The sequence below is a fragment of the Algibacter miyuki genome, assembly GCF_030409805.1.
GTDB lineage: Bacteria > Bacteroidota > Bacteroidia > Flavobacteriales > Flavobacteriaceae > Algibacter > Algibacter miyuki.
Genome location: NZ_JAUFQP010000013.1, coordinates 1,369,010 through 1,393,306, shown reverse-complemented (window position 1 = coordinate 1,393,306; position 24,297 = coordinate 1,369,010). Strand labels below are relative to the sequence as shown.

General features: G+C 33.8%; 23 protein-coding genes. 15 read left to right on the top strand and 8 right to left on the bottom strand.

Features of this window, described 5'->3' with window-relative positions; genetic code table 11:
* Window positions 1-85 precede the first annotated feature (85 nt).
* Window positions 86-385, top strand: a complete 300-nt coding sequence (locus QWY92_RS17845; RefSeq protein WP_290273922.1) for a hypothetical protein — start codon at window positions 86-88, stop codon at window positions 383-385.
* Here the strand turns inward: QWY92_RS17845 and QWY92_RS17840 are convergent.
* Entirely contained in the window at window positions 377-577 is a 201-nt protein-coding gene (locus tag QWY92_RS17840) for a hypothetical protein (RefSeq protein WP_290273919.1), read from the bottom strand. The genes QWY92_RS17845 and QWY92_RS17840 overlap by 9 nt on opposite strands.
* Window positions 578-671: 94 nt before the next feature.
* On the opposite strand from QWY92_RS17840, the gene QWY92_RS17835 reads away from it, so the two are divergent.
* The 5 genes from QWY92_RS17835 (at window position 672) to QWY92_RS17815 (ending at window position 3,972) form a co-directional block, all read left to right on the top strand.
* A complete protein-coding gene (locus tag QWY92_RS17835) occupies window positions 672-1,112 on the top strand; it encodes a response regulator transcription factor (RefSeq protein ID WP_290273916.1) in 441 nt (146 codons plus the stop codon).
* Between the two features lie 255 nt (window positions 1,113-1,367).
* Window positions 1,368-2,939 (top strand): M6 family metalloprotease domain-containing protein, encoded by a 1,572-nt coding sequence (locus QWY92_RS17830; protein WP_290273913.1) that lies wholly within the window; start codon window positions 1,368-1,370, stop codon window positions 2,937-2,939.
* A gap of 72 nt (window positions 2,940-3,011) precedes the next feature.
* A complete protein-coding gene (locus QWY92_RS17825) occupies window positions 3,012-3,230 on the top strand; it encodes a hypothetical protein (RefSeq protein ID WP_290273909.1) in 219 nt (72 codons plus the stop codon).
* A 32-nt stretch (window positions 3,231-3,262) separates the two neighbouring features.
* Window positions 3,263-3,640, top strand: coding sequence for a hypothetical protein (locus QWY92_RS17820; protein WP_290273905.1), 378 nt, complete (start codon window positions 3,263-3,265; stop codon window positions 3,638-3,640).
* Window positions 3,641-3,705: 65 nt separating this feature from the next.
* Complete coding sequence (locus tag QWY92_RS17815; protein ID WP_290273902.1) at window positions 3,706-3,972, top strand: hypothetical protein; 267 nt, start codon at window positions 3,706-3,708, stop codon at window positions 3,970-3,972.
* 56 nt (window positions 3,973-4,028) lie between these two features.
* Here QWY92_RS17815 and QWY92_RS17810 read toward each other — a convergent pair whose 3' ends face one another.
* Window positions 4,029-6,857 carry an IPT/TIG domain-containing protein gene (locus QWY92_RS17810; protein ID WP_290273900.1) on the bottom strand — a complete coding sequence of 943 codons (2,829 nt, stop codon included), beginning with the start codon at window positions 6,855-6,857 and terminating at the stop codon, window positions 4,029-4,031.
* Window positions 6,858-7,068: 211 nt separating this feature from the next.
* Between QWY92_RS17810 and QWY92_RS17805 the strand changes: the two genes are divergently transcribed.
* Both QWY92_RS17805 and QWY92_RS17800 read left to right on the top strand, forming a co-directional pair.
* Complete coding sequence (locus QWY92_RS17805) at window positions 7,069-8,397, top strand: DEAD/DEAH box helicase (protein WP_290273897.1); 1,329 nt, start codon at window positions 7,069-7,071, stop codon at window positions 8,395-8,397.
* 41 nt (window positions 8,398-8,438) lie between these two features.
* Window positions 8,439-9,752 carry a DEAD/DEAH box helicase gene (locus QWY92_RS17800; protein WP_290273895.1) on the top strand — a complete coding sequence of 438 codons (1,314 nt, stop codon included), beginning with the start codon at window positions 8,439-8,441 and terminating at the stop codon, window positions 9,750-9,752.
* Window positions 9,753-9,793: 41 nt separating this feature from the next.
* On the opposite strand, the gene QWY92_RS17795 is transcribed toward QWY92_RS17800, so the two are convergent.
* Together QWY92_RS17795 and QWY92_RS17790 are read right to left on the bottom strand one after the other, a co-directional pair.
* Window positions 9,794-10,540 carry an acyl-CoA desaturase gene (locus QWY92_RS17795; RefSeq protein WP_290273893.1) on the bottom strand — a complete coding sequence of 249 codons (747 nt, stop codon included), beginning with the start codon at window positions 10,538-10,540 and terminating at the stop codon, window positions 9,794-9,796.
* A gap of 78 nt (window positions 10,541-10,618) precedes the next feature.
* Window positions 10,619-11,188: a Crp/Fnr family transcriptional regulator gene (locus QWY92_RS17790; RefSeq protein ID WP_290273889.1), complete on the bottom strand. Its 570-nt coding sequence runs from the start codon at window positions 11,186-11,188 to the stop codon at window positions 10,619-10,621.
* 333 nt (window positions 11,189-11,521) lie between these two features.
* Between QWY92_RS17790 and QWY92_RS17785 the strand changes: the two genes are divergently transcribed.
* The 4 genes from QWY92_RS17785 (at window position 11,522) to QWY92_RS17770 (ending at window position 14,705) form a co-directional block, all read left to right on the top strand.
* Window positions 11,522-11,944, top strand: coding sequence for an MgtC/SapB family protein (locus QWY92_RS17785; protein ID WP_290273884.1), 423 nt, complete (start codon window positions 11,522-11,524; stop codon window positions 11,942-11,944).
* A complete protein-coding gene (locus tag QWY92_RS17780; protein ID WP_290273880.1) occupies window positions 11,923-12,690 on the top strand; it encodes a patatin-like phospholipase family protein in 768 nt (255 codons plus the stop codon). The genes QWY92_RS17785 and QWY92_RS17780 overlap by 22 nt, the downstream gene beginning before the upstream one ends.
* Window positions 12,691-12,884: 194 nt before the next feature.
* Window positions 12,885-14,447, top strand: a complete 1,563-nt coding sequence (locus QWY92_RS17775; RefSeq protein ID WP_290273877.1) for an SDR family NAD(P)-dependent oxidoreductase — start codon at window positions 12,885-12,887, stop codon at window positions 14,445-14,447.
* A 66-nt stretch (window positions 14,448-14,513) separates the two neighbouring features.
* On the top strand, window positions 14,514-14,705 hold the full coding sequence (locus QWY92_RS17770) for a cold-shock protein (protein ID WP_290273875.1): 192 nt from the start codon (window positions 14,514-14,516) through the stop codon (window positions 14,703-14,705).
* 63 nt (window positions 14,706-14,768) lie between these two features.
* Here QWY92_RS17770 and QWY92_RS17765 read toward each other — a convergent pair whose 3' ends face one another.
* The 4 genes from QWY92_RS17765 to QWY92_RS17750 are packed head-to-tail and all read right to left on the bottom strand — an operon-like array spanning window position 14,769 to window position 19,859.
* Complete coding sequence (locus QWY92_RS17765) at window positions 14,769-16,157, bottom strand: TolC family protein (RefSeq protein WP_290273872.1); 1,389 nt, start codon at window positions 16,155-16,157, stop codon at window positions 14,769-14,771.
* Window positions 16,157-17,518 carry an HlyD family secretion protein gene (locus tag QWY92_RS17760; RefSeq protein ID WP_290273869.1) on the bottom strand — a complete coding sequence of 454 codons (1,362 nt, stop codon included), beginning with the start codon at window positions 17,516-17,518 and terminating at the stop codon, window positions 16,157-16,159. The genes QWY92_RS17765 and QWY92_RS17760 overlap by 1 nt, the downstream gene beginning before the upstream one ends.
* A gap of 3 nt (window positions 17,519-17,521) precedes the next feature.
* The gene (locus QWY92_RS17755; protein WP_290273867.1) at window positions 17,522-19,186 is read right to left on the bottom strand and encodes a peptidase domain-containing ABC transporter; all 1,665 of its coding nucleotides are present in this window, start codon (window positions 19,184-19,186) and stop codon (window positions 17,522-17,524) included.
* Window positions 19,176-19,859: a TetR/AcrR family transcriptional regulator gene (locus QWY92_RS17750; RefSeq protein WP_290273865.1), complete on the bottom strand. Its 684-nt coding sequence runs from the start codon at window positions 19,857-19,859 to the stop codon at window positions 19,176-19,178. The genes QWY92_RS17755 and QWY92_RS17750 overlap by 11 nt, the downstream gene beginning before the upstream one ends.
* 216 nt (window positions 19,860-20,075) lie before the next feature.
* On the opposite strand from QWY92_RS17750, the gene QWY92_RS17745 reads away from it, so the two are divergent.
* From QWY92_RS17745 to QWY92_RS17735, 3 genes are read left to right on the top strand one after another with little or no spacing between them, the layout of a single operon-like run.
* Entirely contained in the window at window positions 20,076-20,546 is a 471-nt protein-coding gene (locus QWY92_RS17745) for a nucleoside deaminase (protein ID WP_290273861.1), read from the top strand.
* A 3-nt stretch (window positions 20,547-20,549) separates the two neighbouring features.
* Complete coding sequence (locus QWY92_RS17740) at window positions 20,550-21,959, top strand: FAD binding domain-containing protein (RefSeq protein WP_290273858.1); 1,410 nt, start codon at window positions 20,550-20,552, stop codon at window positions 21,957-21,959.
* Complete coding sequence (locus QWY92_RS17735) at window positions 21,952-24,279, top strand: xanthine dehydrogenase molybdopterin binding subunit (protein WP_290273855.1); 2,328 nt, start codon at window positions 21,952-21,954, stop codon at window positions 24,277-24,279. Before QWY92_RS17740 ends, QWY92_RS17735 begins: the two co-directional genes overlap by 8 nt.
* Window positions 24,280-24,297 lie beyond the last annotated feature (18 nt).

Below are 24,297 nucleotides of genomic sequence, written 5' to 3'. Positions count from 1 at the left end.
AGATAAAATTACTGTGTTCGTCTATTCTTTTTTCTAAAACCCCATTCTAATATTACATTTGTGTCAAATAAAAACAAAATCTATTATGAAAAAAGTAATACTATCTGCAGTTGTTGTTATGGGAATGACAAGCTGTAACACTGTTAAAAGCATGGACACATCAAGCATTGCAAATGCAGCAACATTATTAAGTTCTTTAAGCTCAAACTCTACAGTACAACAAATATCTAGCTTGTTTACACTATTAGATACTAATAAAGATGAGGCTATTAGTTCAACAGAAGCTATTGGCTCTGTAGCAGAAAACTTCAACGTATTAGACGCTGATAATAACTCTAGCTTAAACCTAAGCGAATTAACCGGTTTACTTGGTCTTTTAAAATAAACCCATATAAGTTATTGCAACTTTAAGTTGTTTTAAAATAACATTAAGCCTTTTATCTCTATTGATTAATATTAATTGAGATAAAAGGCTTTTTTTATTATCAAATACCCAAAATACAGGAAAAACACCTTTTTTTAAACAGTTATTCCCTTTTGTAGGATTAATCTTGTTTTGTAATTTTGAAAATAACATAATATATTGTATTTTAAGTACAGTATTTCATTTTTCCCTCAAGAATGGCATTAATAAGCACGTTATTAATTTAATCTGTTTTCACATGTCTGTTATGCCCAATTATCAAGTAAGAACCATTTTAGATGGTAACAATGAAGATACGATAGATCAATTGTTAAGACTTTTAATAAATGGTCAACAACTTCATGTCACTATTAACGAAGGTTGGAATAAACCTGATTCCGAACATTTATCTAGCGAGGAAGTTGATGGAGATACTGAAACCAACATGCAGTTAGGTAGGAAGTTTTTCAGAATAAAAGAAGAACTACAATTTGTTAAACGGAATACCGAAAAATACAACAAACTTACAAATCGAGAAAAAGAGATAATCCAATTACTAGGCGAAGGCCACAATAATCCTCAAATTGCCGAACAACTTTTTATTAGTCGAAGTACTGTAGAGCAGCATCGTAAAAACATAAATAATAAATTGAAAGTTAAATCCTTTTCAAATTTAATGCGATTTATATACGCTTTCAATCTCATTTAAAAAATTAAACAGACTTAATCTTTCTTGTCCGTTTCAATCTATTTTGAAGCGGAAATACCAGTTACAATTCATCTAAATTATTTTATAGTAAATACTATGAAAAACTTCCGTATACCCTATAACTACTAGGTTTTCCTAAAAATGCCCAACATTGGGTATTGTCTTAATAATGAAATACTTATAACTTTGAAAAAGAAGATATGGAGGAAAGTGAAAATCCATTAAAGAGTAACTTAACTACTAAATTTTATATAGATGAAAGAACAACAAGAATGCTTGTGTATTGTTTCTCCAGACCCAAAATTGGAAGAGAAAATACGAGCTACAAAAGAGAGAATTCTTAAGGAAACTGGATTTGAAGATATTGATGAAGTCGATATCCTCGATATGAGTACGTTTACCTTAATAACGAACCGCTCTAAACGAACTAGAGCGCACGACCATTCTGCATCAGCAGAACAAGCGCCTGTATTAGGAACTAAACGCGCCATTGTATTACTTGTGGATTTTTCAGACAAACAAGCTGTGCAAAACCAAGCACACTTCAATAATATGTTATTTTCACAAAACACTTACGCCACGGGGAGTATGCGCGATTTTTATAAAGAAGCGTCTTACGGAAAATTAAATGTGGTAGGTGAAGTTTCAGGTAGCGGTGGCGCAACAACAGGTTGGTACAGAGCACCTAGAACAAAAGCCTATTATACCAATAATGATTTTGGTTTTGGTACTTACCCACGAAATGCACAAAAATGTGTAGAAGATGTTATCGATTTAGCGAATCCACATGTCAACTTCAGTAATTATGATAATAGTGGCGATGGCTTTGTTGAAGCTCTAATCGTGATTTGCGCGGGTACAGGTGGAGAATCTTCAGGTAATAAATCAGATTTTTGGTCGCATAAATGGAGTATTCCTACCAAAAATGTCGATGGTGTAAAAATCAACCGCTATTTTATGGCACCAGAAGATGGTAGAGTAGGTGTAATGGCGCATGAACTTGGACATTTACTTTGCGGATTACCAGACTTATACGACACCGATTACACCTCTCGCGGTACAGGTCAATGGGATTTAATGGCTGGTGGAAGCTGGAATAATGGCGGTCACACGCCTGCACACCCTACAGCATGGTGCAAGGTAAAATGTGGTTGGGTAACCCCACAAGTTATTTTTAACGACACCAAAAACATTACTTTAAAACCTTTCCATAACAACCAAGACATTATAAAAATGCCTATCGGAAGTGTTAATAGTAAGGAGTATTTCCTATTATCTAACCGTCAGAAAAACGGCTTCGATCAACATCTTCCTGGCGAAGGTTTAATCATCGAACATATTGATGAAAATCAAGCTAACAACACCAATGAAGACCATTACTTGGTTGATATTGAACAGGCTGATGGCAGTAGACATTTAAATACCGATGCTAATAGTGGAGATGCTAATGATGCCTTTCCGTTAGCAACGAATAAGGCTTTCAATAACACATCTAGCCCAAATAGTAAATCGTATGCTAATACTGATTCTAAAGTAAATGTTACCAACATTACCCGATCTGGAAATAACATCACAGCCAATATTGTGGTAGGTACCGGCGGCAATGCAACCACTTGGGTAACTAAGAAAATTACGAGAACTTATGCCTCTCCGCATAGTAAAAATGCATGGGCATATATTGATTCTATTGGATGGCGTAAAATCAATGGATTATCTACCGATGGCGTGAGTAACGTATTTTTTCTCTTGAATGTTGCACGTGCAAAAGACTTATTAGTTCGCGCAGAAATAGATGCCTCTAGCATACATATTGTCTATTTAACTTAACTAACATGTTCTAAAAACTATTTAGAATAATGAAACATCAAACAAATTATTAACTTCTAAAATATTAATATTATGAATTTTTCAAATAAAAAAGTAGTACAAACATACGCATCACCACATTCTAAAAATGCATGGGCCAATATAGATACTATTGGATGGCGTAAAATAGGACAACTATCTACCGACGGCGTAACCAACATGTTTATGATGCTTAATGTTGCAAAAGGCAATAATAAAACGGTTTCGGGTACTATCGATGCGGCAAACCAAATTACCTTATTATACCTATAAAACGAAACATTAACATTTAAAACATAGAAACTATGATGACCATAAATTTTAATGTTGGCGATGGTAACGCAAGTTCAAATACTGAAGCACTTCAGGGTTTAGCAGTTAATTTGCCAACACCAGAAACAATAGAAACCAGTATCTCTAAGCAGATAAATGACAACGCACCGTCTCCAGATTTTGAAAACCATGAAAATGCTTCTGAAAATATGTTTGATACGGAAGCTCCTGCACCAGAAGATTTTGAAACAGAACATAGCATGGCAGATCATGCTGCGCCAAATCCAACAGACATAAGCGCTAATCATGTTGAAGCTACACTAACCGATGCTCCAGAGCCAATGGAAATAGAGGCTGAAAGCCCACCAAAAAAAACGACGCGCTCCAGGAAATCTTCAACAAAAAAATAATATCTTTAATAGCCTAAATTAGTACTACTTGTATTAATTTAGGCTTAACTTTTAACACCTAAACTATGGAATTCGCACCCAACCAAACCCCCATTAAAGCAACTATTACAGAACTTTTTAATGAAAACAAAGAAGTTAAAATTGTTATTATAGAACTGCCTTCGAATGGAAATTATCCCGGTTTTTTATCTGTAGGAAAAATACTTACAGCTAAAGTTTTAAGTCATAATACAGATTATAAACTTGAAGATGTTATTTCAGCAGAAATTGAAGTTTCAGGAGGTCCGTTTAAGCAAGTTTATAAACTGCATCACGTTTCAACCAATTCCTAACTTAGAAAAAACTGACTATAAAAAAGGGAAAAGCATATATTTTTATATAATATAAATCAACGATTGTCTTTTTTAATATCATACTTTATCATTTCCCGATTCTCATAGGAAACATACGTTTGTGCCCCTAAACCAAAATATAAAAAGTCCTCATTTCCCCAAACAGCATGTTTACCAAGCTTTAATAGTAACGGTGTTTTTTCCGTCCAAACTTTTGTGCTTAAATCATAACCATATAAGTTATATTGTAGCCCCTCATTACCTTGACCTCCACTAAAATACAGTACGTTTTTATAAACATATAAATTATTATCATAGAAATATTTATAATTTGTAGGGAAACCAATATCTTCCCATTGATCAGTTTTAATATCATAGACATTAATATTTACATCTCTTCCGTCAAGGTATACTTTACCATTATGGTAATATAACTCATCACCTAAACCACTAGCTCCCATTGTATATGAAGGTTGTGTTAAAGTTTGTTTGGTGTGATTTTCAAGGTCGTATTTTACGAATGTTGTATTACTCTTTAAAGATAATCCTTCAATAATATAGGCTGTACTCTCATCGGTAACAATTCCATAAACCATTCTATTACCTTCTTCTAAAGAAAGTTGAATGGGGGTTTCCCATGTTTTTTTAACCATATCGTAAGGATAAAATGTTTTTCCCAATGGAATATAAATTTTATCCCCCACTTGAGAAATATAATTCTTACCATTACTATCTAAATAATTTGAAAAAGGCATGTTACTTTCTACTTTAATCCAACTTTCGGAATCTATATCAAAAAGAAAAATCCCAGTATCACTTATAAAATAGAGTTTATTGTTATACTCAAAGTGAGAACTACTATGGGCCAAATAATTGTAGCCTTGGTCTTTGTAATTAGTAAGTTTAGCATGGGGTTCAAAACCATCTATAATACCAACATCAATAACCGCATCACCATACTCTATAGTTACTGGCATATTGCTTTCTAAGGCTGTATAATAGGGTATTGTAAACTCAACTTGTGTTTTTGAAGCGTTAACAACGGTACATCGAATTCCATTTACTTTTATAACATAACTGTATTTATTTTCAAGATTGTTTCCAGTAATGGTAAACAGGTCTATTTCTCGTGCTCCAGAACTATTAGAGATTCCGGTAGCAGTAATTTCTTTTACGTTAAAGGCAATTTCGTTAGAGAATTGACCTCCAGTTTCCACTTTTAACTTATGGTCTCCTGCTTTTACGTTTGAAGGAATTTGAAAATTAATTTGTGTATTAAATAAATTATATGCTGAAGTATAAGGATCAACGACCACTTCATCGTCAATATAAACTTTACTCACTCCTTTGTATCCAAAATCTAATCCGCTGAGTTCAATATAATCTGTTGATGAACTAATAAATAAAGAGTTATTGGCAATAGACTCAATTTTAGGAGGAAAAATATTAATATTCTTTTCACTCGTTCCAAACTGTGTTTTTATTTCTACTTTTAGTTGTCCTGTCTCGGCAAATATAAAACTAGGGTATCTATAAACCTGCGCTTCTAACCAATCAGATATCGATAAGGTTACATTACCTTTCTCATCCACATCTTCAAAGCGGTAAGAACTTGATTTTAATGTAACACCTCCAATGCTTATATTCGAGCTGGAATTAGCGATAAAATATTTAGTTTTAAAGGTTACAAAATCATCATATAAATGGTATTTGCTCTTATCAAACGACACTATTTCTGGAGGAAGCATATTTAGGTCTTCTTCAAGTTCAAAACTTCCTAATTTTAATAAAAGCTTAGATGACTCCTCACTAAAATATTCACTAATTACAAATTGAATTTCTTCGTTTGATACGCTCAATATTTTCTGTTCTCTTCCTCCAACAAAAACTTTCGTGGTAACGTTTTTCTGTTTAAGGTAATCTCCTTTAATAGTCAGTGTATCCAAAAAGCCCGTATCTCTTTTATCCAACGATTTTATAACCGGAGACGTACTTTTGTAATAACCTTGTTTTTCTATAACGGTATCTAAAACCTTAATTTTTAAATTCAATAAATCTTCAGGCAACCCTTCCGGAACGGTAAACTCCAGTTTATCAATATCTAAACGTTCTTTATTTAATGACGCTTCAATATCATTAATCCAAACATGACTAATTTGAGAATGAAAATTTTCTCCATAAATAAAAGCATTGTCACCAACATAAGCTTCCGCAGAAGATAAAGAATCTAGTTTTGGAGGATTAATTTTAAAAACATCTGGCATAATAGTATCTACACCACAATTTCTAACTGTAGGAGTCAATTTTGATGCATCAATATATGGTGTAATTACTGCTTTTATTAAACTATCCGATTCAAATATTACATTTTGATAGTTATTATTTAGCAAAAATTGAGTTCGTGTATCTGAAAGTGATTTACAAAAATTTTCTCCAATAATTGAAATAGTATCATACACAAAACCATTCAAAGGTCTAATTTCATTTACCTTAATTTTAATATCTAAACGACTTATAAAATCTAAAGTGTCGCCATAAACAAATTGGTTTTCTGCCATAACATATGGAAAAACAGAATAAGCATTCCCTTTAACAATTCCTGAGTTTATAACAGATTCAAAACTATTTTTTGTTAATGCTCCTTGTGAAATAGTTCTAACCGTGGAATCTTTATGAAGAATAACCACACCATGGTTTTGGAAAGAAAAACCATCGAACCCTGTAATATTCAGGTTTGTTGTTGTTTTTATTCCTGTTTCTGTGTTATTGTCTATTACAAAAGAAGAAATTTCGACACTTTTATTGTTGTTCTCATTTAGAGATTCATCTTCTACACATGAAATAAAAAATGCTATAGTAATAAGGAGAGTAATTTTTTTAATCATATCTAGATTTTAATAGGTACAAAGTTAATTGTTTTTTTTTACTATAATTATCACAACTTTTAAAGGCTAGAATTAGTTAAGTTATTAAAAGTATTGCTACTAAATTATAACCATAATACGTTCTTGAATTGAATATCCTTCACTTTAATAAATCCTACAATTACATCAATTCCCAAAAATAAGGACGTTATCTTTGCAAAAATTATTTTTTATGTCAAAGCGTTTTTCAGATTTAGGACTTCAAGAGTCATTTCAACAAAGTTTAGCCACTTTAAACATTTCGGTACCTACAGATATACAAGAAAAAACCATTCCTGTAGTATTGAAACAAAATGAAGATGTTGTAGCCTTAGCCAAAACAGGAACAGGAAAAACAGCAGCTTTTGGGTTACCTTTATTACAACTTATTGATACTGAAAACACGACTATTCAAGCGGTAATATTAGCACCAACACGCGAATTAGGACAACAAATTTTTTCTAATTTAGAATCTTTTGCTGTTAATAATCCGGAAATTTCTATTGTAGGATTGTTTGGTGGTATTCCTATAAAACCACAAATAGAACGCTTAAAAAGCGCGACACATGTAGTAGTAGCAACTCCTGGGCGTTTAGCCGATTTAATTAAACGTAACGAAATCAATATAAAAAACATAGCGTATTTTATATTAGACGAAGCCGATGAAATGGTAACGGCACACAAGGAAGGTTTAGATAGTATTATTACTGAAATCCCAAAATCGCGACGCACCTTATTATTTACTGCCACTATGCCAGGTACCGTAAAACAGCTTATTCAAAATTACATGTCTAAACATGTGGTTAAAATTGAAGCTGATATGGCAACCTCTGGACATCAAGGTATCGACCATAATTATATGGTTGTTGAACCTATTGAAAAGTTGGAAGTGTTAATGCATTTTTTAAATTCTAAAGATGGAGAACGTGGTATTATTTTCTGTAAAACCAAAGCTGCAGTTAACAAATTAGCGAAAAACTTAGCTATTAATAAATTCTCATCTGGCGCGTTACACGGTAGCTTATCACAAGGTATTCGCGATCGTATTATGGGGCAGTTTAGAGATGGGCACATTAATATTTTAGTAGCTACCGATTTAGCTGCGCGTGGTATTGATGTTAAAGATATTGCTTATGTAGTTAACTACCATTTACCAGATACTTACGACGCTTATGTACACCGTAGCGGACGTACGGCTAGGGCAGGAGCAACCGGACTGTCTTTAAGTATTATCCAGAAAGAAGAACTTGAAGATATTCCAGAGTTTGAACAAGAATTAGGTATTATTTTTAAGGAATTTAAAAAGGCCGACGCGCAAAGTATTCAAGAAAACAACGGATTGCTTTGGGCGAAAAAAATATTTAAAACGAAGCCAAATCGTGACGTTTCTCAAGATTTTAAAGCACAGATAAAAACCATTTTTCATCATTTAACAAAAGAAGAATTGGTAGATAAAATATTAGCGAATTACTTAGAGCAAACAGGCGCTTCAAATGCTAAAGACTCTAAGTCTAAAAAATAGAAATATCACATTCGTTTACAGTTTCATAATTAAAACATCGCATGGCACATTCCAATAAAGATCAAGAAGATATTTTAAAAAAGCTTCAAATTTCCGCATTAAACACCATGCAAGTTGAAGCCGGTTTAACCATTGATAATAGCATCAATACTATTATTCTATCGCCAACAGGTACAGGGAAAACCTTGGCTTTTTTACTACCATTATTACGACGTTTAGACCATAATACAAACGATGTTCAGGCGTTAATTTTAGTGCCAACCCGCGAATTAGCGATTCAAATAGAACAAGTACTACGTAATATGGGTACAGGTTTTAAAGTGAATGCGGTTTATGGTGGCAGGCCGATGTCTAAAGATAAAATTGAATTAAAACATAATCCGGCAATTTTAATAGGAACGCCAGGTAGAATTTTAGACCATTTTGATAATGGAAGATTTGATACTTCAACCATAAAAACGTTGATTTTAGATGAATTTGATAAGTCGTTAGAAATAGGTTTCGAGGAAGAAATGAGCGCCATTTTACTTGAATTATCAGGTTTAACCAAACGTATATTAACTTCTGCCACACAAGGCGTTAGCATTCCGAAGTTTGTCGCGTTGAAAGATCCTGAAATCATAAACTATCTGGATAAAAAAGCATCGGCACGGTTAGCGATTAAAACAGTTATTGCTGAAGGAAATGATAAGCTACCATATTTACTCGATTTGCTTTTACATATCGGAAATCAGCAAGGCATTATCTTTTGTAATTTTAAAGATAGCATTGCCAATGTAAGTTCATTTTTGGATAAGCATAAAATTAGTCATGCCTGTTTTTCTGGAGGCATGGAACAAAAAGATAGAGAGCGTGCTTTGATAAAATTCAGAAATGGATCGAGTCAAATATTATTAGCCACAGACTTGGCGGCAAGAGGTATTGATATTCCGGAATTAAAATTTATCATTCATTTTGAACTACCTTTTCATCCTGAAGAATTCACCCATAGAAACGGTAGAACGGCCCGTGTAAACGAAAAAGGAACGGCCTATATTATTAAGTGGAAAAATAAAAACTTACCCAACTTTATTGAAGTTGATGAGGAAGCTGATATTTCTAAAAAAGCACAAAAAGAACCACAATATTGGGAAACCCTATTTATTTCCGGAGGAAGAAAAGATAAAATTTCAAAAGGCGATATTGCAGGATTGTTTATAAAACAAGGTAATTTAACGCGAGAACAATTAGGTACTATCGAACTGAAACAAGATTGTGCTTTCGTTGCTGTACCAGTATATTTAGCGCATAATTTAATTGCAGAACTAAACAACAGCCGACTTAAAAAGAAAAAAGTACGCATTTACGTGCTTTAATACACTGCGTACTTTTTATAATCTATATAGAAATAGTTTTTTTAATCTTCAATCCTTACAGGAATTCTTTTTAATTGAATAATTCCAAAGGCATTAAGTACTTTAATAATCACGTAAGTTAAATCAATTTCATACCATTTTACACCAAAATTAGCTCTGTTGGCATGTTTGTGATGGTTATTATGATAACCTTCACCCATCATCAAGAAATCAAAACGGAATAAGTTTTTACTTGTGTTTTTCATTTGAAAATTTACATAGCCATAAATATGTCCGAACCAATTAATAATAACACCATGTATTGGCGCCATTAAAAAAGTGATAGGTAATAACACCCATTGCCAAGCCGATGTTACAAAATAGGCAAAAAACAACACATAAAAAGCCATCCAAAGAACTCTAGAAAAACGAGAACTTGCAAAATTATCAAAACTTTTCCATTGCGGAACATTTTTAGTAAAACGTTGATCCACCTCAATACGCTCCTTATTAATATCTTGATATATCGTTTTTGTTTTCCACATCATGGCAAACATATTATCATCAAAAGAAGGGGAGTGCGGGTCTTTTTCCGTATCTGTATAAGCATGATGCATGCGGTGCATAATACCATAACCATATGCACTTAAATAACTTGAACCTTGAAAAATCCAGGTTAAAATAAACGTAATACGCTCCATGGTTTTAGACATCGTGAATACTTGATGTGCCGCATATCGGTGTAAAAAGAAAGACTGAAAAAACAGACCTCCATACCAAAGCACTAAAACGAAAATAATTACCGCCATAACTTTTTTTTGGTAAAGATAATAGGATAAAACGAGTGAAACAATGAACTTAGGTCAATAAAAACACCACAAAAAACATCATATTCGCTTTCTAATACGGCTTAAAGCTTGTGCTGTTATACCGATATAAGAGCTTATGTATTTCAAAGGCACTTCTTTAAAAAGTTCTGGGCGTTCCTTGAAAAGCTTGGTGTAACGTTCTTCGGCTGTTAAATTCAATAAGTGTTGTTCCCGTTTGGATTTTAGTAAAAAAAGGCGTTCGGCAGTTAACCTTCCTATAAGGTTTCCTATTTGTGTTGTTTTATAAACCGCTTGCAAATCATCATAACTTATACTTAAAACGGTGGTTTCTGTAAGTGCTTGAAGCTGATAAGCAGATGGTTTTTGTGTTAAAAATGAATCGTAGGCACTTACAAATTCATCTTCAAAACTAAAGCCAAATGTGATTTCTTTTTCCGGGTTTTCCTTCGGAATATATAAACGCACCACACCCGATTCTATAAAGGAAATATAGTTTTCTATCTCATTTACTTTCAAAAAAACACTTTTCTTCGGAATTACACGACGTTGTAATTTCGACGTGAAAAAAGCCCAATCCGTTTCGGATATTTCGGCAATTTGATCTAAGTAAGCTTTTATTTGTTCCAAAGAATTTAACCTAAATATTGAGCTTACGAATATAAGCATTCGATTAAAAAATTAAGCTGAAAATATGTAATAATGAAAAAAAACAATAGTAATATTCATGATAGTTTGTGATCTTACAATAGCAGGCTTTAAACCAAATCCTGCTACACATTATACAGACCATCAACTCATTAAATTATAAAAATAAATAGAACTCACTTACGATAGTTTTAGTCAACCTTTAAAGTATTATTTATTTTCCGTTTTTGCTTTTTAAGAATAAAATTACACCACATTTAAATAGAGTTTACATAAAAAATATTGATTATCTTTAATATCTCATTTCAATTAAATATGACCGTTATCGATTTTACATTACGTATTCTTGTTGCTGTATTAGCTGGTTTAGCGATTGGTTTTGAGCGTCAATGGAATCATAAATCAGCAGGACTAAAAACAAATATGTTAGTGGCTACTGGTGCGGCCATATTTGTTATGATTTCCTTAAAACTTACAGCACATTCCACACTGGTAGATCCTTCCCGAATTATCGCCCAAGTGGTTACAGGCGTTGGCTTTTTAGGTGCTGGTGTTATTTTCAGAGAAGGTGTTAATGTCCATGGTTTAGGTTCTGCCGCCACCATTTGGTGTAGTGCGGCTATTGGCTGTATGGCGGCTTCTGGTTACTTTTTAGAAACCCTAATTTGCACCGCCATAGTTATTATTGTAAACTTAGGCATAAACCCGATAGATAAATGGTTGAAAAAAAGAAAATAGGTCTTGTTCTTTCAGGTGGTGGCGCTCGTGCAAACGCACATATTGGAGCGTTACAAGCTTTAAATGAAAATGGAATTTACCCCAGCCATCTTTCTGGTGCTAGTGCAGGAGCGCTAATTGCAGCCCTTTATTGCAGCGGCTATAAGCCTTTGGAAATATTAGAATTATCAAAAAGTCAAGCCTTTTTAAATATCTTTAAAATCGGTTTTCTAAACAAAGGACTTACCGAAATGACACGGTTAAAATCCTTCTTAAACAATCATATTAAAAGTGATTTTTCAGAATTAAACATACCGTTATCTATTTCGGTAACTAATCTAAATATTGGTAATAATGAAATTATGTCTTCTGGATATATCATCGATGTTATTGCCGCATCTTGCGCCGTGCCCTTATTGTTCAAACCGGTAAGCATTAATAATTATTTGTATGTTGATGGTGGTTTACTTAATAATTTTCCGGTAGAACCGCTTTTAGAAACCTGCCATAAAATTATTGGTGTTAGCGTAAACGAGCACCATATTAATAATAAGATAAAAGGGCCGTTACAAGTCACTGAACGTTGCCTGCAACTCGCTGTTTGGAACACCGTACAGGAACGCATTAATAAATGTAACGCGACCGTACTAATTGATAAACACCTTGAGTATACCATGTTTTCTATTAAAAAATCTCAAGAATTATTTCAGATAGGTTATGACAGCACTATGGCAAATATGGATACTATTTTGAAGTCGTTAGATTAAATTCAAAATAATAACTCCTTATTTTTTCATCTATTTGAAGAAATAACTAACCATAATAAAATCTACAGATTGGGATAAAAAAATAACATCAATCACAATATTCATCCAAATTATCAATTTACAAAGCACGGTATCATTACCTTTGCGCAAATTATTTTTTATATCAACCATTTTACGATATAACGTTTACACATATGCCTGAAAATCAGAATAAAAACGATAACCATAGGATTATTTCAGAAGAAGAAATAAACCAATGCATTGCTGTTTTAGAACAATTAAATGCAGATACGAACCAAATGTTTGAGCTTCCTGAAGCGCAACGAAATGCTTTATTTAAAGCGTCAGGAATGCTATCTCGCCCGAATCGTGACGAATTTCAACGCCGACGAAAAGATGCTAAAAAGGCTGCAAAACGTAAAATGATTGCTAAAGATAAACATGCTAGAAAATCTACAGGTATTCGTTCAGCACGGGAATCGGCTTTATTTGTGGCTCCTAAATTATTAGCCGCAGCAGCCATATCAGAAGATACTCCAGAATTAGAATCTCCTAGAAACTGTTACGTTTGTAAAACCGTTTTTACAAAATTGCATCATTTTTACGACACCATGTGTAGCGATTGTGGCGATTTAAACTATGCCAAGCGTTTTCAAACCACTGATTTAAACGGTCAAGTAGCTGTAATTACAGGGTCACGTTTAAAAATTGGATACCATATTACTTTAATGTTATTGCGTTCTGGGGCTACCGTTGTGGCTACTACGCGTTTTCCTGCCGATTCGGCCATTCGCTTTTCTAAAGAAGACGACTATAAACAATGGAGCGACCGTTTACATATTCATGGGCTTGATTTACGCCATATTCCGAGTGTGGAAATTTTCTGTAATTACATTGAACAAAAATACGATCGCTTAGATATTTTAATCAATAACGCCGCACAAACCGTTCGTCGTCCATCTGGTTTTTATTTCCATCTAATGGAAAACGAAAAATTACCTGTAGACCAATTACCAAAACTAGCGCAAACTTTATTAAACGACCATGTAAGTTGCTTGCAAGAATTGTCAGATTTAAGTGTGTCCACCAATAAAACCAGTAAAAACAATGTACTACCTGTAACTTGGCACGGTCCAGAACCAGGAATTGGTTTGCGTAATTCAGCCGAATTATCTCAAATTCCATATAGTTTTGACAATTCATTACAAACCTCAGAAGTTTTTCCGGAAGGGCAATTAGATGCCGATTTACAACAAGTAGATTTAAGAAAAACCAACAGCTGGCGTTTAAAACTAGGGCAAATTGAAACTACCGAAATGGTAGAGGTACAGCTTGTAAATGCCGTAGCACCTTTTGTGTTATGCAACCGTTTATCAAATTTAATGATGAAGGAAAACACAGGAAAGAAACATATTATAAACGTTTCGGCTATGGAAGGGAAGTTCCACAGGTTCAAAAAAGTAGACCGTCATCCACATACAAATATGGCAAAAGCGGCCTTAAATATGCTTACACACACCTCGGCAGCCACCTTTGCTAAGTCGGGAATTTACATGAATGCGGTAGATACAGGATGGGTAACTGATGAAGATCCGGTAGAATTATCGAAGAAAAAGGTAGATGTACACGATTTTCAACCACCATTAGATATTGTTGATGGTGCCGCGAGGGTAATGGATCCGCTTATTGACGGGATTAATACCGGAAAACATTGGTCGGGTAAATTTTTAAAAGATTATTTTCCTATAGATTGGTAGACCATATCTATTAATTGGCACTATCTTTGACTACTAATAAGTAATTATTAAATACATTATAATATTATGAGTAAAGGAACAGTAAAATTTTTCAACGATGCTAAAGGTTTCGGATTTATCACTGAAGAAGGCGTAGACAAAGATCATTTTGTACACATTTCAGGATTAGTAGACGAGATTCGTGAAGGCGATGTTGTTGAATTTGAATTACAAGAAGGAAACAAAGGACTAAATGCAGTTAACGTAAAAGTTATCTAAATATATACTTCAAGTTTTTAAAGAGCCCATCAATTTAGTTTGATGGGCTTTTTTTGTTTTAATTTATAGCTTGTTCAATGTTCTTAATAAATTTGTTTTGCTCATACAAACTTGATATTCCGAATCATTTTTTTTCAATTCGTTTTCTATTAATTTTACCCCCCTATAATTCACAAGAAATAGTGAGCCTTCACCCAAACTAAATTTACGTTCTTCGCTTCTCATTAGTTGCTTGTAATTCTCTACAAGATCTAATAGAATTTTATACTGCGCTTTATACGATTCAATCTCCTGTATTGTTGCAAGCACTTTGTTTTTCAAACTCACTCTTGTGGTTGCAATATCAAAATTGATGTCTTTTAATTTGAGTTTCGCTAATTTCAAATCGGCACGTTCTTTTCTTAAAAACAGAGGAATGCTAATATTTAACCCACTTTTATAATCCGCTGTATTAAAACTATTTATCGCCTGATATTCAGTAGTCAAAAAATTATATTGCAAATTCACTTTAGGTAATAAATTATTTGTTTTTAAGCGTTTATCAACTGTTAGAATTGCTTTTTTAAATTGTAATTCTTGCAGTTTTGGGTGGTTCTCAATTAAGCTTTCATTACTATTTAAAATTGAACTATTTAAAACCAAATCAATAATTTTAATAGTATTGATATCAGGAGTGATGGTTTCGTTTAACTCCAAAGGCAAATTATTTTCCAGCCAAACAAAATTTGATAATTCCAACGTTGATTTCACATATCCAATTTTAGATTTTTCAAAATTAAGCTGCCTCGTTTTTAAATTTATGCTAGCCTCCAAAGTATCTACTGCCGGTTTATCGCCTGCAAAGAAACTTTTTTTTACATTACCTAATTGCATTTGTGCATTTCCAACATAATCTTGATGCACCATTTTATCTTGATAACTTTTTAACCAATAAAAATAAGAAGAAATGGCGCTGTATAAAATGTCATTGATAACAAATTCCTGTTTTGCCACGGCTTGCTTAGTATAAATTTTAGCCTGTTTTAAAGTCGCCATTCGCTTATTAGTGAGCAAGTCTTTAGCAAGAGGAATCGATATGCCGGCACTATATAATCCGCCTTCCGGGGTGTTGTACTCCGGGTTTAGATATTTGCCGTTATTATCATCATAATTTGTTTTCAACTCAATACCATACCAAGTTGGAATTTTAAAAGCCGCATTCAACTTATCGTAATACTCAGTGTCTTTAAACTTTTTTCTGCTATAATCAACTTCTAATTTAGGGTCGAAAGCACCACGAGCTTTTAATAGTTTTGCTTCGCTTTCTGTGGTAATAAGTTCGGCTTGCTTAACTATTGGGTGATACTTTTTCACGTAACCCAAATATTCCTCCAAAGTTAAAACCGTCTCATTGGTTTGCGAAAAACTTAAGGACACCATTAAAACCAACATTATAAATATAAGGTTCTTCATTAGGTTTTCTTTTTATCTTTTGAATCTTCATTTTCCCCTCCCGATTTGTAATAATTAGGCGGGAAGCTGTTTATTTGTCTCCACATTTCAAACCAAATAGGCACATCATTCAATAGTGCAATAGTTTTAGCTCCCGAACCTACACGTATCTCTTCAGGCCAAGGAATATCTTTATCATCAGGTGCTAACAACACTCGATATTTTCCGTTACTACTTATAAATTTTTCCATCGCTACAATTTTAGCGGCATACGTACCATAGGATACATTTGGCCATCCGCTAAACACTAAAGCCGGCCAACCATCAAACTGAACTTGTACTTTTTCTCCAGCATGTAGCAAAGGCAAATCTATAGGGCGCACAAACATTTCTACTGCTAAATCGTAAGTTGAAGGCATAATATTTACTAGTTTTTCACCCTCCTTAAAAGATTCTCCAATCCCAGACCTAATGGCTTTATTTATATAACCATTCTGTGGAGCGGTAACAAATAAAAGGCTACTACGTTTTTGATAATTTGCTAGATTGGTTTCTAATTTTGACACTTGAGCTTCTGTGTCATAACCGCTAGATTGCGCCGTAAATAGGCTGCTTTCCGCTTTAGCTATTTTATCATCATAAGTTGCTTTTAGAGTTGAAATGTACAAATTGGCATTTATAACATCATTTTTGGTACTTAAATATTTGTTCTGTTGTGAAATTAATTTAGCTTCAGACTCTTGTAGCTTAGATCGTTTTTCTTCAACATCTTTAACAGCTTTCAAACCTTCTTCTTGCAGCGCTATAGTACGTTCGTATTGAATTTTAGCAATATCATTTTTTATTTTGACAGCCTCTAAATCCATACTATCGGTTTTCACTTTTAACTCGGCTTGTAAAAATTTATTTCTAGCTTGTTCTAGTTTTAAATTACGTTCTTGTTGTAAAGCCACAATTTGATTTCTATATGACGTTTCTTTATTTTTATAAGCTTCTACAGAAGACGATTTTGATGCCAGTTGATTACCTGTTCTTTCGGCTAATTTCTCATCAAAATAATCACTTTTAATTTCTGAAATACGTAAAATGGTATCTCCTTTATTTACAAAATCACCTTCTTGAACAAACCATTCTTCAATACGTCCAGGTATCGATGACTGTAATGTTTGCGGACGCTGGTTTAATTTTAAGGTGGTTACAATACCATCACTCGTGATGTTTTGCGTCCACGGTAAAAAAAGTATAATGACCATAATTACTGAAAACGCTATCAGAAATTTATTAAATCGTTTATGGTATTCCTTTGTAAAAATATCTTTACCTGATTTAAACTTTTTTAAGTCAACATATTCCGAAACTCTATTGTTTGATATATTTAACATAACTTATAATTTATTAACCATATTTCCATTACTTAAAGTAATGTGCTTGTTACATTTTTGTTTCCAGCTTGCATTGTTACTTACCACAACTAAACTCCAAGGTTGCGAAGCATCTGTAAGAAAATCTACAATTTTTTTGGCCTCCACTTTGTTAAAATGGTCTAATGGATCTTCCAGAATTAATATTTTGGGCTGTTTTACAATAGCACGTGCTAAAATTATTTTTTTTGTAATATTATTAGCAATTTGGATTCCTTCAGGCTTTAACAAGGTGTTTAACCCTTGAGGTTGTTGCTTTAAAAAAGCCGTTAAACCAATGCTTTCAAAGGTGCTATAAATGGATTCGTCACTAATATCTTTATTTCCAAAAGTGATATTTTCTCTTATGGAACCTTCGAAGGGTGTCTCAATAGCCAATAACAACCCTAAATTAGAGCGATATTCACTCATAAAAAGACTTTCTATGGATAAATTATTCACATAAATATAGCCCGAAGTTGGTGATAGCACCCCCGAAATAAGCTGTAATAAACTTGATTTTCCTGAACCACTCTGACCTTCAATAATAATTCGGTCAGTAGGTTCAATTGTAAATGAAATAGCATTCAAAATAGGAGTATGGCGCTCCTCAACACGATAAGATACATTCTGAAATTCAACACTTAAAGGACTTCCTGCTTTTATTAATTCTCCTGTTTGAGACTCGATGGGTTTATCTATAACTTGACCTAATTTCTCGATGGAGGTTAAAATATCATAGAATGATTCTAAGCCAATAATAAGTTTTTCAACAGAATTAATAACTAAAAGTATAATAATTTCGGCAGCAACAAACTGACCAATATTCATACGTTGATCTAATACTAAATATCCTCCAATTAACAAAAGCCCGGCAGTAACCAATACCTTAAAACCAATCATTTGTACAAATTGAATAGCCAAAACTTTAAAGTGCTTTTCTCTTGAAACTAAATATTCTTCAACGAGGTCATCACTTTTTTTCATGGCTAAGCTTGTTTTACCTGAGAGCTTAAAACTAATAACCGTTCGTGAAATTTCTTGTAACCAATGTGCTACTTTATATTTTAATTTGGATTCTTTTAAACTTGTTTCTAACCCATTTCTAGCGGTATATTTAAACACGATATATATTAAAAGAATCAACAATATGCCGAAAATAATAAAGAAGCTATGGTAAAATGATAGTAAAATGAGGGCGAAAATAATTTGTAAAAAGGCAGAAGGCACATCTATTAAAATTTTACTTAAACCTTTCTGAATGGTTAAAGTATCGAAAAACCGATTAGCTAACTCAGGTAGGTAATATTTACGCAATTCACTCATTTTTATCTTCGGAAAACGATAGCTGAGTTCTAAAGAAGCTCGGGTAAAAATACGCTGCTGAATAGTTTCTATAATACGCATTTGCATAAAACGAAGCATACCCGAAAAAGCCACACCAGCAGTCACTAACATAGATAAAACAATCCATGAGGTAGACATTTGCGCACCTTGAATTAAGTTGATAATGGCCTGAATACCTAATGGTAACGACATAGCCACGATACCTTCGAACACGGCATAATATCCAATTTGAAAAATATCTTTACGATCTAATTTAAGTAAACCTAAAAAACGTTTCCAGGGCGTAAGTGTTTTATTTTCCATCTACCGAAAGGGCTTTTATTGCTAAATCTGTAAAAAACTCAGTAAGCAAATGTTCATCATTACAATTTGTAATCGACTTAAAATGTGTTTTAACAAAATGCTCTTGTAATGCACCTTCAACAATAGAAGACGCTAAGCTTAATGGGTACTTATAATCTGTGTTATAATCTGAAATAATTCCCGAAAAACGATGTACAACCCTTTTATAAGGCATAAAAAAACCATCTTTATTTTCGGCATCCACATTTTTAGTTAAATAAGATTTAGAGTTTTCATAAATCACAATTTTATTAAGCAGCATTTGGTTAATGTGGCTATAATTACTGTCCTGCTTTGTAATTCGGGTAAGCACCTCAATAGCTTTTTTTAGCTTATCTTCTGGATTACTTATACTATAGGTTTCTATAACAAGTTGATACTCGATCCAACTCCAATACCAAGATGTTAGGTAGAGTAGTAAGTTGTGCTTATTTTCAAAATAGCGATAAATTGAACTTTCATTAGTACCAATATGTTTTCCAAGCTTTTTAAAATTAAAATCTTCAAAACCCATATTTTCAATAAGAACAATGCTGTTTTCAATAATTTTAATCCCGAGTTTAGACGATTCAGGATCTTTAATATAAATGCCCTCAGGCAATTCAATCTTAAATTTAGAGAGTAATTCTTTCATAATTAAAACTATTTTGCGCAAATATAATAGTATTACTATTAAAAAAAAGTGTTTACGATAAAAATCAGCTTCAAAAGAGTATTTAATTCGCCTATTTACTACAATAATTTATTTCTAAGGAATGCTTTCTAAGCCAAATTGAATACAAAAAAATCACTATCCTACATCAATAAACCACAAAATCATTCGTATTTTTAAGAAAAAATACGTTTAAAAATGTGCAAAGAAAAATATATGCAAGAGGCTGTTAACGCCGCTTTAAAAGGAATGAAAAACAACGAAGGCGGACCATTTGGCTGCATTATTGTTAAAGATGGTGAAATTGTAGGTCGTGGAAATAATAAAGTTACTTCCACCAACGATCCCACGGCACATGCCGAAGTAACTGCCATTCGTGATGCCTGTAAAAATCTCGGATCGTTTCAATTAAACGGTTGTGAAATTTACACCTCATGTGAACCTTGCCCAATGTGTTTAGGGGCTATTTATTGGGCTAGACCGGATAAGGTTTACTACGGCAGCAACCAAGTAGATGCCGCAAATATTGGATTTGACGATGAGTTTATATATAAAGAAATTCCTTTACCTTACGAAAAAAGAAGTATTCCTTTTGAGCAATTAGCACGAGAAATCGCATTAGAGCCTTTTGAGGAATGGACTAAAAAAATGGATAAAACCGAATATTAAAGTATGATTTCCTTCATCCTAAATAACAAAACCATACATACTCTAGAACCTTCAGGAATGACGCTTTTGGATTTTGTACGTTACCAACAGCGCCTTACAGGAACCAAAATTGGTTGTCGCGAAGGCGATTGTGGTGCATGTACCGTTTTAGTGGGCAATTTAAAACATGGAGCCATGGAATACCAAAGTATTACCTCTTGTATTTCGCCTTTAGGTAATGCGCACGGCAAACATATTGTGACGGTTGAAGGCACAAATTTAAAGCACCAGTTAACCACCGCTCAAGACGCCATGAAAGCCAATTTCGCCACGCAATGTGGCTTTTGCACGCCTGGTTTTGTGGTAGCATTAACCGGGTTTGCCCTATCAAATTCTGATAAAAATTATAACAACGCTATTGATGCGATTAGTGGAAATATCTGCCGCTGTACCGGGTATAAATCTATTGAAAAAGCAGCAAATCATGTGGTTGAAAAACTTCAAACCAAAGAAGAAACCGGATTTAGTTGGCTGATTGAAAACGGATTTATTCCAGAGTATTTTGAAAAAATTCCTGAGAGATTAAAAGCATTAAGTACCGAAACTTTAAAAGCATCTCAAGAAAAACGAATTTCTGGCGGAACAGATTTATACGTACAACAAGCCGATAATTTAACCGATCTTGACATCACACTTTTAACAGAAAACCAAGAGTTAAGAGGTATTCATATTGAAGACGGGGTTTGTATTATAGGCGCCAATGAAACAGCTTCTAATTTATGGAACAATCCAGAATTAAATACTGTTTTTCCTAATTTGAAATCACACTTAAAACTCGTGTCTTCTCAGCAAATAAGAAATATGGCGTCTTTTGGTGGGAATATAGTAAACGCATCACCCATAGGAGATATGACGATTTTCTTCCTCGCTTTAAATAGCAAGGTCACGCTTATTACTTCCGAAGAAAAAGAACGCGTTATTTCGCTTAAAAACTTCTATCAAGGCTATAAAAATTTCGATTTAAAGGACGATGAACTCTTAAAAAATATAGAATTTAAATTACCAACGGCACATTCTTTTTTCAATTTTGAAAAAGTATCGAAGCGTACACATTTGGATATTGCAAGTGTAAATACCGCTATACATATTTCTGTTGAAAAGGATAGTATTTCCGAAGTACATGTTTCTATGGGTGGTGTTGCAGCGATTCCGAAGTATTTAAAAAACACCTCAACATTCTTAAAAGGAAAATCGCTATCAGCCCAAACCATTTTAGAAGCCAACACAATCTTACAAAAAGACATTTCACCTATTAGCGATGTTCGAGGCACTAGCGATTATAAACGTTTATTAGCACGTCAGTTATTTTTCGCACATTTTACGGTGTTATTTCCGAAGTATTTCAACTTAAAAGATTTTGTTAAACATGGATAAAAACAAAGCCAATACCGTCTTAAATTCAAAATTAGACGCTGTAACAATAGCGTTGAAAAAGAGTATAAAAAACTTAGATTCGTACACACATGTCCGTGGAGAATCGGTGTATGTAGATGATATCAATATCAGACAAGGCACCTTTCATGCTGTGGTTTTTGATGCACCAAAAGCACACGGAAGAATAAAGCATATCGACTATTCTAAAGCAGAAGCTTTGAATGGAGTAGAACGAATTTTCACTTATAAAGATATTCCTGGAAAAAACGAAATTGGCGGTATTATTCCAGATGAACCTTTATTTGCAGAACATGAAGTTCATTTTTGGGGCATGCCGATTGCTTTAATTGTTGCCGAATCAGAATTTATAGCTCGAAAAGCAAGACAATTAATAACCATTGACATTGAAGAATTACCTGTAATTACCACAGCAAAAGAAGCGAAAGCCAAAGGCAGTTTCATTAATGCACCACGATCGTTTAGTTTAGGCGATACTGAAAAGGCATTTAAAAATTGTGAGTATATTTTTGAAGGAGAAACCTTTTCCAACGGTCAAGAACATTTATATATTGAAACTCAAGGCGCTTATGCCGAACCTCAGGAAAATGGGAATATAAAAGTAACTTCGTCCACACAAGGACCTACATCTGTGCAAAAAACAATTGCTCAGGTTTTAGGTGTTGCCATGCACAAAATTGAGGTGGATGTTACCCGACTTGGAGGTGGCTTTGGAGGTAAAGAAGACCAAGCAACACCATGGGCAGTGATGGCGGCTTTGGCTAGTTTTCACTTGAAACAGTCGGTGAAAATAATTTTGAATCGACACGACGATTTACGAATGACAGGCAAAAGACACCCTTATGAAAGCACCTATAAAATTGGCTTATCAAAAGACTTAAAAATCCTAGCTTACCAAACAGAATTTTTACAGAATTCTGGTGCTTCGGCCGACTTGTCTCCAGCTATTGCCGAGCGTACTTTATTCCATGCCACCAACAGTTATTATATACCGAACGTCACCACAAAAGTATTGAGTTGTAAAACCAATTTACCAACAAACACGGCCTTTCGAGGTTTTGGTGGTCCGCAAGGTATGTTTGTTATTGAATCTGCCATTGCAAAAGCAGCACATGAAATAGGTGTGAGCGCAAGCCAAATTCAAGAAACTAATTTATTGGAAGAAAATAACACGTTTTCTTATGGACAAATAGCGAAGAAAGTCGAAGCTAAAAACAGTTGGAATTCAGCTAAAAGCATATTTAATATCGAAGCTTTAGAACGAGAGATTCACAGCTATAACAAAACACATATAAATTTCAAAAAAGGATTGGCTTTGATGCCGATTACTTTCGGAATTTCATTCACCAACACACCCATGAATCATGCACGAGCTTTAGTTCATATTTATTTAGATGGTAGTGTTGGCATTAGTACCGCTGCCGTAGAAATGGGGCAGGGCGTAAACACCAAAATGATGCAAATTGCTGCAGATGTATTTTCGATTCCTATTGAAAAAATTAAGATTGAAACCACAAATACTACGCGCGTTGCCAATACTTCGCCGTCCGCGGCAAGTTCTACTGCCGATTTAAACGGAAAAGCCACTTTAATAGCCTGTAACGCCTTGTTGGAACGTCTGAAAATCGTGGCATCGGAAGCCTTAGAAACTTCAAAAGAAAGCATTGTTTTAAAAGATGGGTTTGTATATCATAATTCTGAAAAACCCAAGTTAACTTGGACCGACCTCATCAATAAAGCGATGTTGAACCGTGTAGCTTTAACTGAAAATGCGCATTATGCCACACCTGATATTCATTTTGATAAATCGACGGAAAAAGGGCACCCGTTTGCCTATCATGTTTACGGCACAGCTATAATAACCACAACAGTCGATTGTACACGTGGCACTTACGAATTTGATAGTGTAAAAATTGTACACGATTACGGAAAAAGCATGAGCGAAGGCATCGATTTAGGTCAAGTGGAAGGTGCTTTAATTCAAGGTATCGGCTGGATGACTATGGAAGAAATCGCTTATAATGATGAAGGCAAACTACTTTCTAATGCCTTATCTACTTATAAAGTACCCGATATATTTTCGGCACCTAAGCGGGTAGAGGTAATCCCTTTAGAAACGGATGGTCATGATCTGGCTATTTTAAAATCTAAAGCCGTTGGCGAACCGCCCTTAATGTATGGTATTGGTGCTTATTTTGCGCTTCAAAATGCGATAAAAGCTTTTAACCCTAATTACGATTTAGAATTTCACGCTCCCATGACTCCCGAAAAAGTATTGATGAGTTTATATAAAAACCCGTAATTAGCTTTTTGCGAAATA